The sequence below is a fragment of the Nocardia barduliensis genome, assembly GCF_013315795.1.
GTDB classification, from domain to species: Bacteria; Actinomycetota; Actinomycetes; order Mycobacteriales; family Mycobacteriaceae; genus Nocardia; species Nocardia barduliensis.
Window position 1 is genome coordinate 1 of the sequence record NZ_JABLTE010000086.1, and the last position, 15375, is coordinate 15375.

The 15375-nt window shown below is 65.8% G+C and carries 12 protein-coding genes; 6 read left to right on the top strand and 6 right to left on the bottom strand.

Going from position 1 to position 15375, the window contains the following annotated elements:
- Positions 1-532 precede the first annotated feature (532 nt).
- Entirely contained in the window at positions 533-1906 is a 1374-nt protein-coding gene (locus HOV91_RS28820; RefSeq protein WP_043730877.1) for an MFS transporter, read from the bottom strand.
- A 119-nt stretch (positions 1907-2025) separates the two neighbouring features.
- The gene (locus HOV91_RS28825; protein WP_043730879.1) at positions 2026-2919 is read right to left on the bottom strand and encodes a DUF8832 domain-containing protein; all 894 of its coding nucleotides are present in this window, start codon (positions 2917-2919) and stop codon (positions 2026-2028) included.
- 830 nt (positions 2920-3749) lie between these two features.
- Here HOV91_RS28825 and lpqS point away from each other — a divergent pair.
- The 4 genes from lpqS (at position 3750) to HOV91_RS28845 (ending at position 8579) form a co-directional block, all read left to right on the top strand.
- Positions 3750-4169 (top strand): putative copper homeostasis (lipo)protein LpqS, encoded by a 420-nt coding sequence (gene lpqS, locus HOV91_RS28830; RefSeq protein ID WP_043730882.1) that lies wholly within the window; start codon positions 3750-3752, stop codon positions 4167-4169.
- A 104-nt stretch (positions 4170-4273) separates the two neighbouring features.
- Positions 4274-5383, top strand: coding sequence for a PLP-dependent cysteine synthase family protein (locus HOV91_RS28835; protein WP_043730885.1), 1110 nt, complete (start codon positions 4274-4276; stop codon positions 5381-5383).
- Positions 5380-6750: an MFS transporter gene (locus HOV91_RS28840; protein WP_086007528.1), complete on the top strand. Its 1371-nt coding sequence runs from the start codon at positions 5380-5382 to the stop codon at positions 6748-6750. The genes HOV91_RS28835 and HOV91_RS28840 overlap by 4 nt, the downstream gene beginning before the upstream one ends.
- A gap of 410 nt (positions 6751-7160) precedes the next feature.
- Positions 7161-8579, top strand: coding sequence for an MFS transporter (locus HOV91_RS28845; protein WP_043730887.1), 1419 nt, complete (start codon positions 7161-7163; stop codon positions 8577-8579).
- Between the two features lie 136 nt (positions 8580-8715).
- On the opposite strand, the gene HOV91_RS28850 is transcribed toward HOV91_RS28845, so the two are convergent.
- From HOV91_RS28850 to HOV91_RS28865, 4 genes are all read right to left on the bottom strand, one after another.
- Positions 8716-10287 carry a multicopper oxidase family protein gene (locus tag HOV91_RS28850; protein ID WP_043730893.1) on the bottom strand — a complete coding sequence of 524 codons (1572 nt, stop codon included), beginning with the start codon at positions 10285-10287 and terminating at the stop codon, positions 8716-8718.
- A gap of 434 nt (positions 10288-10721) precedes the next feature.
- A complete protein-coding gene (locus HOV91_RS28855; protein ID WP_083887727.1) occupies positions 10722-11132 on the bottom strand; it encodes a DUF6153 family protein in 411 nt (136 codons plus the stop codon).
- Positions 11133-11902: 770 nt separating this feature from the next.
- Positions 11903-12322 (bottom strand): DUF2218 domain-containing protein, encoded by a 420-nt coding sequence (locus tag HOV91_RS28860; RefSeq protein WP_157227393.1) that lies wholly within the window; start codon positions 12320-12322, stop codon positions 11903-11905.
- A gap of 46 nt (positions 12323-12368) precedes the next feature.
- On the bottom strand, positions 12369-12920 hold the full coding sequence (locus HOV91_RS28865; RefSeq protein WP_043734966.1) for a hypothetical protein: 552 nt from the start codon (positions 12918-12920) through the stop codon (positions 12369-12371).
- A 261-nt stretch (positions 12921-13181) separates the two neighbouring features.
- On the opposite strand from HOV91_RS28865, the gene HOV91_RS28870 reads away from it, so the two are divergent.
- Complete coding sequence (locus HOV91_RS28870) at positions 13182-13757, top strand: TetR/AcrR family transcriptional regulator (protein ID WP_043734965.1); 576 nt, start codon at positions 13182-13184, stop codon at positions 13755-13757.
- A gap of 772 nt (positions 13758-14529) precedes the next feature.
- The gene (locus HOV91_RS28875) at positions 14530-15324 is read left to right on the top strand and encodes an alpha/beta fold hydrolase (RefSeq protein ID WP_043735316.1); all 795 of its coding nucleotides are present in this window, start codon (positions 14530-14532) and stop codon (positions 15322-15324) included.
- The last annotated feature ends 51 nt before the right edge of the window (positions 15325-15375 follow it).

Sequence of the window (15375 nt, forward strand, 5' to 3'; positions counted from 1 at the left end):
CGAGCACGATGGACCATGCGGTGGAAGCCCGCGGTCAACGCGTTCGCGATCACCTTCGCCGACCGCTGGCCCGACGCCCGAACCTACTGAGAGAAACCGCCGGAAACACCTTTAGCGAGATAGACCCCTCCACGGCGTCCAGGTCAACGAAATCCCGGACCAGTCGGCGGTGCCTTGAAGTCCGGGCCCGCGATCCAGCCGGGAGGGGCCTGCTGCGTCCGCCTTGGTGGCGAATTAGCGATCGAGCAGTGAGATGCCCGGCTTCGGGGGTGTGGCGGCGACGGTTGCGTCAGCGGCAATGCGGTGCCCGGAGTAGCGAGCCGCTTGACTCATGACAACCTCCATTGGCCTTCGAACCATGTTGTGTGGCGTCGCTTGTGGCCGGTGTGGTGTGGTTTCGCGATATTGCTCGTTGAGGTGGCGGCGCCTGTCCGGGCGGCCGGGTGTGCTCTGGCGCTGCCTCTCGGATGAGGGGTCAAGCCGCTACGGCGGTCGCGTTGCCGCGCGACCGCCGGTGTGGACGGCGAAGCCGTCATGCGGCGAGCGTGTGTGGGCGCGTCGCTGGTGTGGGCCAGCGGGGGTGCTCGGGGTCGATGACGTACACGTGAGTGTGCTGGTAGTGGCGTTCGTCGACCCGGATGGCGTCGGTGAGCCTGCCCGGGTCGATGGAGCCGACCTCGTGTAGGTGGGTCAGCTGGGCCGGATCGTGGCGCGGCCACATCCGTAGCGCGACGGTGATCCCGGTACCGGCGAGTAGGGCCAGTGTCATCCAGGTTGTGGTGTACCCGGTGGCGGTGGTCAGCCATCCGGCGATCGGGTAGGTGATCAGCCAGGCCAGGTGGGAGAGCGAGAACTGAGCGGCGAAGAGCGCGGGCCGGTCGGCGGGCCGCGACGAGCGCCGCAGCACCTGACCGGTCGGGGTGAGCACCGCCGCTGTTCCCGCGCCGACCACTGCCCACACCGCGATCGCGGCGCCCCATCGCCAGTCGCCGCTGCTTGCGGTCGACAACGCGATGGCGGATCCGAGTCCGGCGAGCAGGGTGGCGGCGCCCGCCAGCATCACCGGCCGCGCGTCGCGGCGTTCGAGAACGCGGGGCAGCAACAGTGCGACGATCATGGTGCCCAAACCGTTCGCGGCCAGTAGCGTCGCCACCCCCGACTGTGTTCCGCCGAGGGTGTCACGCACGTAGTTGACGGTGTTGACCATGATCACCGAGCCCGCGGCGGCGACTACCAGGTTGAGGCCCAGCAGCCCGCGCAGCCGCGGCGTTGCGGCGAAGATGCGGATGCCTACCGTGATCCGTTCTCCGAAGGTGCCCTCGGTGGTGGTCCGCGCGTCCGGGATGCGGGTGGTGATCACCAGGGCGGCCGAGATCGTGAATCCGATGGCGGTCCCCACGAACAGCCAGTGGAAGCTGATGACTGCCAGTGCTACCGCGGCCAGCATCGGGCTCAGCAGCGTTTCCATCGTCGCGGCCAGTTGGGCGGCTGACAGTGCCTTGGTGTAGTCGCGCTCGTCGGGCAGGATGTCCGGGATGACGGCCTGGTAGGTGGGGGTGAACGCGGCCGACGCGGTTTGCAGCACCGCGATGAGCAGATAGATCTGCCAGACCTGGTCGATGAACGGTAGTGCCAACACCACCGCGGCGCGAATCATATTGAGCCCGACCAGGAACAGCCTGCGGGGGAACCGGTTGGCATAGGCGGCCGCGATCGGTGCGATGGTTACGTAGACCAGCATCTTGATGGTCAGTGCGGTGCCGAGGACGGCGGCCGCGTCGGCTCCTGCGAGTTCGTATGCGAGCAGTCCCAGGGCGACGGTGGTCAATCCGGTGCCGAACAGGGCCGACACCTGGGCGGTGAACAGGCGCAGATAGTCACGCTGGGTGAACAACGAGGTGATCATCTCCGAAGCACTTCCTTGGAGTGGGTAGGGGTGGTGGGGCACGAGTCGATGGGCAACGACAGCCGCACATGGGGACTCCTTGGTGTGTGGTCGCGGGGTCGGCGGGCTCGGTTTGATGGTCAGTGCCGCTGGGGTGTGCCGGCGGGCAGGGTGAAGGCCGCCGTGCGGACGATTCCTTCGTGCTTGAAGTCGAGGAATGCACGGTAGATCCCGGGCCCGGGTGCGGCGGTGTGGAAGGTGATATCCGGGCCCGGGGCGGTCACTCCGTCACCGGGTTCGCCGTTGGGGTGGACGTGGACATAGGCCAGGTCGCCGGCCCGGATGACGACGAGGTGCCCGAAGGCCGCGAGGTAGGGCTGCAGGTCGGTGACCGGAGTGCCGTCTTTGCGGACGGTGAGGGCGAGAAGGCTTCCGTCGCCTGTGGTGAGTTCGCCGCGTAGTTCGATCTCGTAGCCGTCCACGACGGTGATGCGGGCCGGGGCGGGAATCGGGAGCGGGGCATACGTTCCGGCGACGGCGAGGTCCGCTCCGAGAGTGATGGTGCGGCCCAGGGCGCGGGGTGCGATATCGGTGAAGACCCGATAAGCCCCGGCTTCAGGCAGATTCAGACGCACCGACCAGATGCCGTCGGCGCCGAGCCGCGGATGGACATGCCAGAATCCGGTCAATTCACGACGAACAACGATCAGATGCAGGTCTCTGTCGTGAATGGGGGTGTAGTCGGTGACGGGCCGCCCGTCCGGACCGGTGATACGGAACCGGAAGTCGATCTCGCCGGGCTGCAGCACGGTGTCCTGCAGTTCGAGCGAGTACCCGTCCTGGGTGATCAGCAGTCCGCCGGGAAAAGCCGCAGCGTCGTGACCGGAGTGACCGGCGGTGGGGGTGGCGTGGTGGCCGATCTGCGCATGTGAGCCGTGACCGGCATGAACGGCCGAGGCGGCGTGCGCGCCGTGGCTCACATGATGGCCATGGGCGGCGTGAGTGGCGTCGTGGGTGTGGTTCGAGGTGCTCATTTTCGTGATCCTCCTGTTGTTGTCAGCGGGACACGGGAAAAAATATACCCCCGGGGGGTATATGGCAAGTTGGCTGCTCAGCGCTGTGGAGCCGCGGGCGGGCGTAAGGACAACAGGGCTGGCAGCCTGAGCCGAGAACGCGCCGCTGGATGGATTGATGGGGAGGCGACCGGGACGGCTCCGGTGAGCGGAGTGGGACGGTAAGGCTGGTCCGGCGACAGCCCGTCGTTGCGCCCAGATTCGGCCACGTGGGCTGCGACGAGGACGCGCGAGATTGGGTCAGGCCGATGCCGATGCCGATGCCGATGCCGCCGCGTCGACGGGCGCGGGCGGTGGCTTACCACATGATCAGGCGGGCGCCAGTCCTGGTCTACGGAGAAGCTCAGCAGGTGAGCTAGCTATACGCTTGCACTGACGTTCACGCAATCGCTGTTTGCCGCAGAGTGGCGTCGCAGGGCCGGGTGGGCGCAAAGCGCCTTATCAGGCGGTTTGGCGCAGGGTCGTAGGGGAATGTCGAGGAGCTATGTTTCGCCGACGTGATCGGGTGGATCTCATCACAGGGCCGAGAGACTATGGATGTAGGTAGTAGATTGTTTCGCGAGGATGTCGGTCTTGCTTCCGTGATGTCGCATCTACGACGCGGGAATTGTCTGTCGCCGATGGTTTCGATGAATGGAGGTGGTACGGGTGAAGGCAATGGTTGACCACGCCGATTGTGGCGAAGAGGCGGCAACGTTGTGGATGGTGGCTGATTTGCCGACGTGCCGCCTCTCGACTCGGCCCTTGGCCCGCGCATGCTCCGATCGCTTCGTTTCCGCAGGTGGCGCAGTGTGACGCTGGTGGGTCGGCTGCGGCGTGGGTCGTTGGTGGGACTGCTGATGGCGGTCCTGCTGGTCGCCCCGATGATCGACTGCGCGCTGCTCGGCGGTGCGGAACACCTGCACCTGGGTGCCGCCACCGCGAACGCTTCGGCGAGTGCTTCGCATGATCATCACTCCGACCGCGCGATCGGTCATGCGAAAGATGACTGTGATCAGCACATGACCCATTGCATCGTGAAGTCGATGCTGCCCGCGGCGGCGGGACTTCTGCTGCCGTTGCTGTGGCTGGCCCTGGCGGGAGCCGCTGTGGTCGGTGCCGCGTTCCTCATGTCCGCGGGCGTCGGTGGCGTTCGGGGACCGCCGGTAGCCCGCGCACCCGTGCTGAACGGGCAAGACATTCTCGCCAGGTTCTGTATCTCCCGACGCTGATCGGTCAGCGCCAGGCCGACTTTGTTGTGTTGTCGGCCGGTGTTCGCTGCCTGCTCAACGTCTCACCGTCGCTTGTGGCGGTTCGGATACAGAAAGCGACAGTCATGAACAACGTGGTCTTCGGCAAGCTCGCCGAGACTTCTGCGGCTCCGGTGGTCGCGGGGGAGCCGAGCTCTCTGGTCGGCAATACACCGGTCCTGTGGGTGGGTGCGCCGTTGGCGCCCGCCGGGCGGGGATTCTGGGCCAAATTGGAGGGATTCAATCCTGGGGGTATGAAGGATCGGCCCGCGCTGCATATGGTGCGGCGCGCCAAGGAGCGAGGTGATCTGGCACCCGGGGCGCGCATCATCGAGTCGACGAGTGGCACTCTCGGGTTGGGGTTGGCGCTGGCGGGAACGGTATATCGGCATCCGGTGACCGTGGTCACCGATCCGGGTCTCGAGCCGATCGTGGCGCGCATGCTCGCGGCCTATGGGGCGCGGGTCGAGATCGTGGGTGAGCCGCATCCCAGTGGCGGCTGGCAGCAGGCACGCCGCGACCGCGTCGCCGAATTGGTGGCCCTCGAGCCCGGTGCCTGGTGCCCTGACCAGTACAACAATCCCGACAATGTCGACGGCTACGAATCCCTGGGGCTGGAGGTGATCCAGCAGTTGGGATCGGTGGATGTGCTGGTGTGCGCGGTCGGAACCGGCGGTCATTCGGCCGGGGTGGCGCGGGTGTTGCGCCGGTCCAACCCGGACATGAAGCTGATCGGGGTGGACACCGTCGCCTCCACGATCTTCGGCCAGCCCGCGGGCCCCAGACTGATGCGGGGCCTGGGTTCGAGCATCTTCCCGAGGAATGTCGACTACGGCGCATTCGATGAGGTGCATTGGGTGGCGCCGTCGGAGGCGGTGTGGGCTTGCCGGACTCTGGCGGGCACGCATCACGCCACCGGTGGATGGAGCGTCGGCGCTGTCGCGTTGGTCGCCGGGTGGGCGGCGCGCACCCACTCAGCGGACACGCGGATCGCGGCGGTATTCCCGGACGGGCCGCAACGCTATTTCGACACCATCTACAACGACAGCTACTGCGACGAGCATGGCCTGCTCGATGCCGACCCACCGATCGAACCGGATGTCATCGAACATCCTGCCGCGCGGGTGGTGCACTCGTGGACCCGCTGCAGCACTGTCGTAGCTCCCCATACCCCTGCAGGAGACACCGCACCGTGACCGTGTTCCGGAAGTTTCGCAGCTTCGACCTCGCCGCGCGACTGCTGATGGTCAACCAGTTCGGCATCAATCTCGGGTTCTACATGTTGATGCCGTACCTGGCCGGCTACCTGGCCGGACCGCTCGGGCTGGCCGCATGGGCGGTCGGATTGGTGCTCGGCGTGCGCAACTTCTCCCAACAGGGCATGTTCCTCATCGGCGGCACGCTCGCCGACCGACTTGGCTACAAACCCCTGATCGTCGCAGGGTGTCTTCTGCGCACCGGCGGTTTCGCACTGCTGGTATTCGCCACCTCGCTGCCCGGCCTGTTGATTGCTTCCGCAGCGACCGGATTCGCGGGAGCGCTGTTCAATCCGGCCGTGCGCGCATACCTGGCCGCCGACACCGGCGAACGCCGCGTGGAAGCGTTCGCTGTATTCAATATCTTCTATCAAGCCGGCATCCTGGCCGGACCGCTGGTGGGGTTGGTGTTGATGGCGCTGGACTTCCGAGTGACCGCGGCGGCCGCGGCGCTGGTGTTCGCGGCGCTGACAGTGGCGCAGCTGTTCGCGCTCCCGCCTCGCCGCGGCCAGACCGGTTCCGAGCATGCCTCGGTGCTCGACAGTTGGCGCACCGTGGCCGCGAACCGCAGGTTCATCTGGTTCTCGCTGGCGATGATCGGCTCGTATGTGCTGTCGTTCCAGATTTACCTTGCGTTGCCGCTGCAGGCCGAGTACGTGGCCGGCGCGCGGTCCCAGGTACTGGTGTCGGCGTTGTTCGTCGTTTCCGGTGTCGTGGCCGTCGCCGGACAGCTGCGGATTACGGCATGGTTCAAAGCACGCTGGGGAACCGGCCGCAGTCTCGTAGTCGGTATGGCGATACTGGGCGCGTCGTTCCTGCCCGTTCTGGTCGTCCCCGGATCCGGTCGCTTCGGCGTCGCCGCCGCGGTCGTCGCGCTGCTGGCCTCGACTGCGTTGCTGGCCGTCGGCACCGCGGCGGTGTTTCCCTTCGAGATGGACACCGTCGTATCACTCGCCGGGGGCAAGTTGGTGGCAACCCATTACGGGTTCTATAACACCATCGTCGGCGTCGGTATCCTGGCGGGCAATCTCGCCACCGGCGCTGTCGTCGGGGCCGCGCGGGCTGCCGGTGCGGATTGGGCGGTGTGGGCCGGGCTCAGCGCGATCGGGGCATTCGCCGCTGCCGCGTTGCACCGGCTCGACCGTGCGTCCGCCGCTCGCCTCGCACGAGAAGGCGAACAAGCGCAGCTCTACGAGATCGGCCCTGAAGTCGCCGACCGGACGGCGCCGGAACCGGCGCCAGTTGATCCTGCCTCGGTACAGATGAATCGCTCGCACGGAGAAGCCGCGAGCGCCACTCGGCGCTGATCGATCGCTGCGTCTGGCAACCAACGAGGGCGGGCGCCCGGAGCCCGGTCGCCCGCCGCGTGTTTTCACAATGAGGCGGTCGAGCCGGAGCGAGATCAGGGTGCCAGCTTGCCGACGAGCTGGTTGCCGACGAACAGCTCGGCACCGAAGAGCAGGAACATCGTCGGTGCCCAAGCGGAGACGAGCCTGGTCGCTTTGGTGGTGGCTGTGGGCTTCCACCGCCTCGGCCTCCGACGAAAATCTGCTCGTGGACGGTCATCCTGGTGACGCTTTGCGGTTGCTGGCCACTCGCACGAGTGGATGATCATCGGCTCGCAGCCGTAGGAGACGCGACCTTGACAGTCAGATACCTTAGGGGGGTAGGGTATGTGCACCATGTGATGCACTGGTTCCGGAAAGGTGAAACGAAAATGTCGATCCAAACCGCATCCGCCACGCGAAAGTGGTGGGCGCTCGCGGTGATTGCCGCTGCTCAGTTCATGGTCATCATGGACACCTCGATCATCGGCATCGCGCTTCCGAAGATGCAGACCGAGCTCGGGTTCTCCCAGGAGAATTTGACTTGGGTCTTCAATGCCTATGTCGTCGCGTTCGGCGGGCTGTTGCTGCTCGGCGGACGGCTGTCGGATCTGCTGGGCGCCCGCCGGGTGTTCGGCGCTGGCTGGCTGGTCTTGCTCATCGGTTCGGTGATCGCCGGGGCGGCAGGCAATGTCGGCATCGAGCTGGTCGGCCGCGCCGTGCAGGGCGCTGGGGCGGCGCTGATCGCACCTTCGGCGCTGACGTTGCTGATGATGCTGTTCGGGTCCTCGCCGCAGGAGTTGACGAAGGCGCTGGCTGTTTACGGCGCAGCGGCCCCGGCGGGCGGTACCGCGGGTGTCTTCCTCGGTGGCGTCATCACCGAATACATCAGCTGGCCTTGGGTTTTCTACATCAACATCCCGATCGCGGTTCTCGCTCTGATCGCCGTGCCCGCCCTGATGCCGAGCGCGCCTGCGCGTTCCGGTTCGGTCGATCTGCTCGGAGCGGTCTCGGTGACCGCCGGACTGGCCGTGGCCGTCTACGGTATCGTCCGGGCACCTGAGGTCGGCTGGGACTCGGGAGAAACCTGGACAGCCCTCGCCGCTGCGGCCGCGCTGCTCGCCGGTTTCGTCTTCGTCCAGTCCCGACGCGATGAGCCGCTGATGCGGCTGGGTATCTTCGGGGCGCCGAACCTCGCTGCCGCCAACATCGCTCAGCTACTGCTGGGAGCGGCGTGGGTGCCGATGTGGTTCTTCCTGAATCTGTACTTGCAGCAGGTGCTCGGCTACAGCGCCTTCCCCTCGGGTGCGGCGTTGCTGCCGATGACCACGCTGATCATGCTCGGAATGATCGTCCTTGCTCCGCGGGCGATGCAGCGTTTCGGCGCTAAGCCGATGATCGTGACCGGCTTGGTCGTGTTGGGTCTGGGGCTGGGCATCATGTCGCTGGTGCGGCCGACCGGTAACTTCTGGGCCGATGTGCTGCCCGCGTCGCTGGTCGCCGCCGGTGGCATGTCGTTGGCGTTCATTCCTTCGCTCGGTACCGCCATCTCCGCGGCGCAGCCGGAAGAGGGCGGGTTGGCCTCCGGGATCGTCAATGTCAGCTACCAGGTAGGTTCCGCTCTCGGGCTGGCCGCGATGACGGCGGTCGCCACCGCGTTCGGCGCGGATGAGCTCGGCGATCTGTCGACGCTGACCGATGGCTTCTCCGCAGCGTTCCTGGGCGCGGCCGTCATCGCCCTGGCCGGTGCTGGTATCGCAGCGGCCACGATGCGCAGCCCCGCACCGGACGCCGTACCGGAAACCGTCTGACAGATGCCCCGGGGTATCCAGACGCTCCCGAAGCCGGGCCTGGTCGTGAGGACGCAATTCATGTCCTGGACGACCAGGCCCCGGCTTGTGAGCAACCCGCCTCATGCGATCCCGGTCTCCGTCCACCGGCTGCCGATCAGCGGACGTATGACAGCACGCTCATCATCCCGGCTTCGCCGTGATAGATGTTGTGGCAGTGCACCATCCACTGCCCGGGGTTGTCGGTGTCGAAGTCCACCTCGAGGGTCTGCATGGGCAGCACGATCGAGGTGTCCTTGCGAGGTCCGGTACCGGAGGCAGTGACGACCTGGAAGGTGTGGCCGTGCAGGTGCATGGGATGGAACATCGTCGTGGTGTTGATGAATCGCAGCCGAACCCGCTGTCCCTGGGTCACATCCAGCATCGCGTGGTCGGGAAATTGTTTGCCGTTGATGGTCCAGATGTATTTCGTGGTGTCCGAGCCGAGGGTGACATCGAGGGTCTTGCTCGGCGTGCGGTCCGGCAGCCGCACAGCCTCGGCCGCGACAAGCCGGTCGGCGGTGATCGGCGGGGCGGACAGTTCTGCTGGCCGCACATCCGTCGCAGGTGCGGTGCCACCGCTGGTGCGAACGAGTGCGAAAGCTTGGCCTGTTTTGCCTTCGGCTGCGGCGACCAGCGGGAAAACCCCGTCGGCCAACTCGACGATCGCGTCGTAACGTTCCCCCATGCTGATCAGCAGACTGGCACCGGTAACCGGTTGCACCGGATACCCGTCGGTGTGCGTGATCCGCATCTGGTGGCCACCGAGAGCGACGCGGAACGCCGTGTCGGAGGCGGCGTTGATGATCCGCAGCCGTATGCGCTGGCCGGGACGGCCGGTGAAGGTCACAGGGTCGGTGCCGAGCCGGCCGTTGATCAGGTAGTACGGGTAGGTCACATCACCGGCATCGGAGCCGAGGGGAGCGTTGGGATCGGTAGGCATCGCCATCGTCGACGACCCGCCCATCCCTGTACCGCCGTGGCCTCCGTGGTCCATGCCGCCGGAGCCACCCATGTCCATACCGGCCATGCCTTTGTCACGCAGCTGCCGCAGCTCTGCGTCCGGGTCACGGCCGTTCACCCCGTCGAGCCAGTCGTCCAGCACGACGACGGCCTCCAGGTCGTAGTCCTTCCCGTCGGCCGGGTCTTCGACGATCAGCGGCGCGTACAGGCCACGGTCGAGCTGAACGCCGACATGCGGATGGAAGAAGTAGGTGCCCGCGTCTGGCACGGTGAACTCGTAACGGAACGCGCCGCCGGAGGCGATCTCGGGCTGGGTGACCCCTGGCGCCCCGTCCATGTCGTTGCGCATCGCGATCCCGTGCCAGTGAATCGTCGACGGTGCCGGCAGCGCGTTGGTGAAGTCAGCGCGCAGCACCTCCCCCCGGGAGAGCCGGATCTCCTGACCCGGCAGCCTGCCGCCATAGGTCCAGGTCTGCACCCGCACTCCGCCGAGGTCCACAGTGCTGGGTTCGGCGCGCAGCGCCACATCCCGCACCGTCGCCGAGGCTGCCCGGCGGTTGCTTTCCGCCGCACGGACCGCATCGGAGTCAGGCCCGACGAGTATGCGCGCGGCTTGCGCGCCATCAGAACAGGCGGCCAGGGCGGCCGCCGCAGTGGCACCGGCCCCGAGAGCGAGAAATCCACGCCGGGTCAACGGGGCGGACGGCGGAAATTCTATGGAGGACATGGGATTCTTCATAGTTCGTGATGGCCCGGGTGCCGCGCCGAACAGTTCGGGACCGCGGGTGTCGGGCTCCCGGTCTGGGGGTGGCGCCCCCGGCTGATGTCGAGTTGGGTGGTGCAACCAGATGGGCCGCGTACGTGCGTCCGGCTGGATCGCCGCCTTCGTGGCCGCGGTTGTTCGGGGCGGACGAGCATGTGTGCACCGGGCTGGCGTGCTCGCTTCCGACGCACCATGTGCTCAACTTCCGAGGAGAAGTGCGCGCGCATCTGGTCGACCTGACCGCGGTGGCGAAACCGCGCACGGGCCGCTTCCGGTCGAAAGGACGGCTCGCTGTATCCCGCAACGAGTGGTGGGGAATCCCGCGGAGTGCGATCAGGGCGGGATGCGGGCACAGGAGACCGCTTCGGGTCGCGGACTACGGAAGCGGCCAGAACCTGTCAGATCCGCAGAATCGACAATTCAGCCAGAGACGGTGCCGTCCACGGCGGTGGCCGTTCGCGCTGAGATCGGCAGAGCAGAATTTTCGGCAAGTGCTCGCCTGAGTCGGTGCCGAACCGGTAGAGCAGCACGAGACCCACCGAGAACGCCGCCGCAGATAGGACGAATACGCACGCGTGGAGGGCGTAGTGCCCAACAATGTGGTCGTCGTTCACGGTGGCCGCCGCGGCCGCGTCATGAGCACCCGCCGCTCCCGTCAGCAGACTGGAGTGCTCAAACTGGAGCTGCTGGGAGCCGGGATGGGTGTCGAGCACACCCGTATGCATAGCGGCAATGCCGAACAGCAGCACCAGTACGCCGAGCACCCGGACTACCCCGGATGCGCAATGCCGCTGGTGCTGGTCGACCACGCCGCCAGTATAGAGCCGACCGCGCCGTACGGTCGGCCCGACAACCGCCGGGAATCCACCGGATAAAGCGCAAACCCGCTGACAAAACCCCCGGGAACGCCTACTCGTCACAGCGCTTCAGCTGCGTAAACCCTCGGCGGTCAGGACTGCGAAGCCACCACCGACGATCCGGGGCAGTCCCTTCTCCGGTGGGAGAGGGTGCAGGTGGGCGCCAATGTATCCGCCGATTAGTCTGCCGCCCCGCAGCGGATGCCGATCACCCGATCCGGCGCGATGTCGGTCCCGGCGGCGGTGATGCGAGCATGAGATTAAGTCGCCGCGCAAGAAGCCGAAGCGACCAGGGTCGAGTTCAGCTACCGATGCGATGACCGCGTGACGACGCCGGACGCGCCTGCACATGCAGATGGCTGCACTATTGGGCGGACATGGCGGATCTCCGTCGGTCCCGCGGGCAATGCTGTGCGGCACTGGACGATCTCAGCATTCGATCAGTTCGGACAAGAGCATCCGGGGTCACTGGATCGGAGTATCACCGGAACCGGACATTGGACGTCTGCGTCGAAGTCGAACGACTCGATAGCCGATCACCACGAGCACTTTGCCGATGAGAACGGTGATGAGCGCTGCACCTGAGTTCATTGTGTCCAGGCTCACGATAGCCAATCCCGCCGGACCTGCGTGCAGCGCGGCGGCTAGGGTCGCGATGCCAACAAGGACGAATATCGAAATACGCGAGCGGCGTATCTGCGATAGACGGAGATGACTTCCGGTCACCGGGCGAGCCGAGCCGCACCGGCGTCCCCGCCGCCGAGTGGGTGCCATTCGACGGTGAGCTGGTTACGACCGAATCGTTCGAAATCACGTGTGACGATATCGCGAATTCGCTGCAGCACACGGGCATCGATAGCCTCGATGCGTACCAGCAGAGCGTTTTCCTCGGCGTGTAAGACGCATCGGCCCACCGGATCGAAAGAAACCGTGCCCGAAGTATCGGACCAGTCGGAGTGGATGCGCATGCCATCGGGGCCGTTCGGACCAGCTTCGGGCATTGCATCGCGGTGGCCATGTCGGGCTCGGGGTGGTTGCTGACCGCGAGCGCGCAAGGCGCCCATGGCAGCAGCGTGTTTGCAGAATTGGCGGAGATAGCGCGATGGGCGGTCGGTGGATATGCGGGCTTCGATGGTCGGCATCGCTGTCACGTCCTGAGGTTGTCCTGTTCGGAACATGGATTTCGGATCACCCGGAAACAGTGACGGACTCTGTGGCGGGTTTGCGCTGGGGCGTGCGTTGTGCGCGCCGTTGCCCATAGCCCGTCATTCCCTTGGGTTTGTAAACCGACAGCACTGCGGCAGCGGTCAGTATCACCAGTCCGCCCGCTGAATGCACAAGATGCGTCGCGTTACGAAGGGCGTCAATAGGTTGCGATGACGGTGCGGACGAGGCGAGTTCTGCGTAGTAGTCGATACTGCGCGTATAGAGGACGAGCACGGTGACCGCGATGAGATTGAGCACCAGCTTGAATATCACCCAGTAGTGCCGCAACAGGCCCCAGTTCGTTCCCAGGCTTTCGATGAGTCCCGTGGTCAGCGACAGGGCGGCCAGCGGGATGATGACGTACCAGACACCGAGGCGCATCGATGTCAGAGCGCCTCGCACGATCATCGGATCGGCGTTGGCCATGACAGCGATCGCCAGGGCGATGTAGAGCGCGACCGCCCCCATCCACCCGACCGAAGACACAATGTGAGCCAGCAGGGTGAATCGCCGCCAGCGTTGCGTGAGGGCCATTGAAGTTCACCTTCTCGTCCGGATGAGGCGAAACGTACATCACGTCGCGGACAATACGAAGTGTATCGCAAATTCTTGCCAGAGCTCCGCGGTGACGTGCTGAGCGCCTTCGGATCGAATGATGGTCGAGCTTGTTGGAAGACATGCTCGCGATGACCGTGACCCGTGCCGCATCCTCGGGAGTCGCGAACGGTCGGTTGCCTCCTGCGCTGATGCTCGGCGCGGGCAAAAACGCCTATGTGACCTCGATATACTCCGACGGTGCCCAAACTGTGGAACGAGACTGTCAGCGCGCATCGCCAGGCTGTGCGGGACGCGTTGATGGACTCGACGGCGGAGCTTGTTGCTGAACACGGTCTTGCGGCGGTGACCATGACGCAGGTCGCCGAGACGACCGGCATCGGCCGGGCCACGTTGTACAAGTACTTTCCGGATGTCGAGTCGATTCTGCGGGCTTGGCACGAACGCCGGATCGGTGGGCATCTCGAGCAGTTGGCCGCCATAGTGTCGCGTGGTGGGGATATCGAGCAGCGGCTCGAGAAAGTGCTCAGTACTTATGCCATGATCGATTACTCCCGTCATGGCGGGGAATTGGTGCCCGTATTGCATCAGGGCGCCCATGCCGTCGAGGCACATCGCCACCTGCGCGGGCTGCTGCGGGGTCTGCTGGTAGAGGGTGTTGCCGCAGGGGTGGTCCGTGCGGATGTGCCGGCCGACGAGCTTGCCCAGTACTGCCTTTCGGCGCTGTCGGCGTCGAATTCGCTGCGATCGAAAGCAGCCGTCCGCCGTTTGGTCATCGTCACCTTGGCAGGCCTGCGACCCGGGAACGTCGAGTAGCTCGTATTCGGTAACTCAGGGCGCGCGGCCGGCACGAAGTTGCCGTGACCTGGGCGGTTGGCCGGTGCTCCGTGCTTTCATCGGAGTTTGTCATCCCGATTGGCACCCTCGATGATCGGAACGATGCTCAGCCATGTGCCCCCGGCTGTGGCGCATGGCCGGCTGGGGCTGTCGAAACGCTTGTCGGCGGCGCGAGGCTCGCGGCGGGACTGAGCGAGACGCCGTTGCCCGGACGATGGCCGCCCGGCGGGGGAACGTGACTGCCGTCGCTATTGCTCCCGTTCGGCATGTGCCTGCCGGGGCCGTGTTGGCCGCCGCCGACGAGCATCATCACCGCGACAGCGACCGCCAGGATCGCGACAGCGATTGCGCTGATGATCACCCACCGCGGCGTGCCGCCACGCCCTCTGCTCGCGGGTGGTCGCGCAGGCCTTTCCTTCATATCCATCTCCTGATCGAGTCGACGTCTCCCGTACCGTCGACCAATCTTTTCGATACATCTTGTCTCTGTCAATACATACCGTTCGTGCAATGCCGATTCGTATACTGATGGTATGCCCAGGCTCTGGAATGAGACAGTCGATGCCCATCGGCGTGAGGTACGTGAAGCGATCCTCGATGCCGCCTGGACACCGGCGAACGAGCGCGGGCCGCGTCGGTGATATCCGAGCGATAGCCGAGCGGCTCGATTCACCGGCTACTGTCCGAATCGCGATACAAGCTGTCCGGCCAGCGTATTGGGCGCAACCCCGCTACCGCATACGCTGCACCCATGCCGAAACTCACCTACCGCGGGGGCGATGGGTGCCCGTTGCACGCCACCGTTATCGGTGCCGGGCCCGCGCTGATCCTCATGCACGCCGACGGGCCGGATCATGAGAGCATGCTCCCGCTCGCCGCCCGGCTGGCCGATCGACACACGGTGGTGCTGCCGGATCTGTGCGGCTACGGACGGTCGGTCAGCACCGATCCAGCGCGGCACACCTGGGCCCAGTACACCGACGACATCGTCCACCTCCTGGACCATCTCGGCTTGCCGGTCGCGGCACTCGGTGGCGCCGGCCTGGGCTCGACCATCACGCTCCGTATGGCCGCTGCAAACCCGCACCGGGTCCGCGCGGCGGTATTGATCGGCGTCGAAGATATTGAGGATGACGCGGCGAAAGAGGAGGAGATCCGGTTCCTGGATGCTTTCGCCGATCGGGTCGCGGCCGATGGCATCGAGGCAGGATGGGAGCCGATCCTTGCTGGGTTCCCGCCGGTGGTCGGCGCTATGGTGCGTGACGCGATACCGCGATCGGACCCAGCGAGCATCGTCGCCGCCGCGGCCATCGGCCGTGATCGATCTTTCCGTGACGTCGCCGAACTCGGCGCGATCACGACGCCGACGCTGGTGTTCCCGGGCACGGACACGCGCCACCCCACCGCGTTGGCCGAACGCGCCGCGAAAGTACTTCCTCATGGCCGTTTGGCAGCGGTGTCGATATCGAGCGACTTGCACACCGCGGAGGACCTCGCGCGCGTGACCGCGCCCGGTATCCGGGAATTTCTCGAAGAGAACCCCTGACGGTCTGGAGGGCGTGGCCTGTGCTGCCTGGTTGGCTCTCAGGCATGGGGC

What these genes read in the sequence shown, in the direction of transcription:
- HOV91_RS28865 (WP_043734966.1), bottom strand. Translation starts at nt 12,920, where the DNA reads ATGGCCCTCACGCAACGCTGGCGGCGATTCACCCTGCTGGCTCACATT.
- HOV91_RS28825 (WP_043730879.1), bottom strand. Translation starts at nt 2,919, where the DNA reads ATGAGCACCTCGAACCACACCCACGACGCCACTCACGCCGCCCATGGC.
- HOV91_RS28875 (WP_043735316.1), top strand. Translation starts at nt 14,530, where the DNA reads ATGCCGAAACTCACCTACCGCGGGGGCGATGGGTGCCCGTTGCACGCC.
- HOV91_RS28845 (WP_043730887.1), top strand. Translation starts at nt 7,161, where the DNA reads ATGTCGATCCAAACCGCATCCGCCACGCGAAAGTGGTGGGCGCTCGCG.
- HOV91_RS28820 (WP_043730877.1), bottom strand. Translation starts at nt 1,906, where the DNA reads ATGATCACCTCGTTGTTCACCCAGCGTGACTATCTGCGCCTGTTCACC.
- HOV91_RS28860 (WP_157227393.1), bottom strand. Translation starts at nt 12,322, where the DNA reads ATGCCGACCATCGAAGCCCGCATATCCACCGACCGCCCATCGCGCTAT.
- HOV91_RS28850 (WP_043730893.1), bottom strand. Translation starts at nt 10,287, where the DNA reads ATGTCCTCCATAGAATTTCCGCCGTCCGCCCCGTTGACCCGGCGTGGA.
- HOV91_RS28835 (WP_043730885.1), top strand. Translation starts at nt 4,274, where the DNA reads ATGAACAACGTGGTCTTCGGCAAGCTCGCCGAGACTTCTGCGGCTCCG.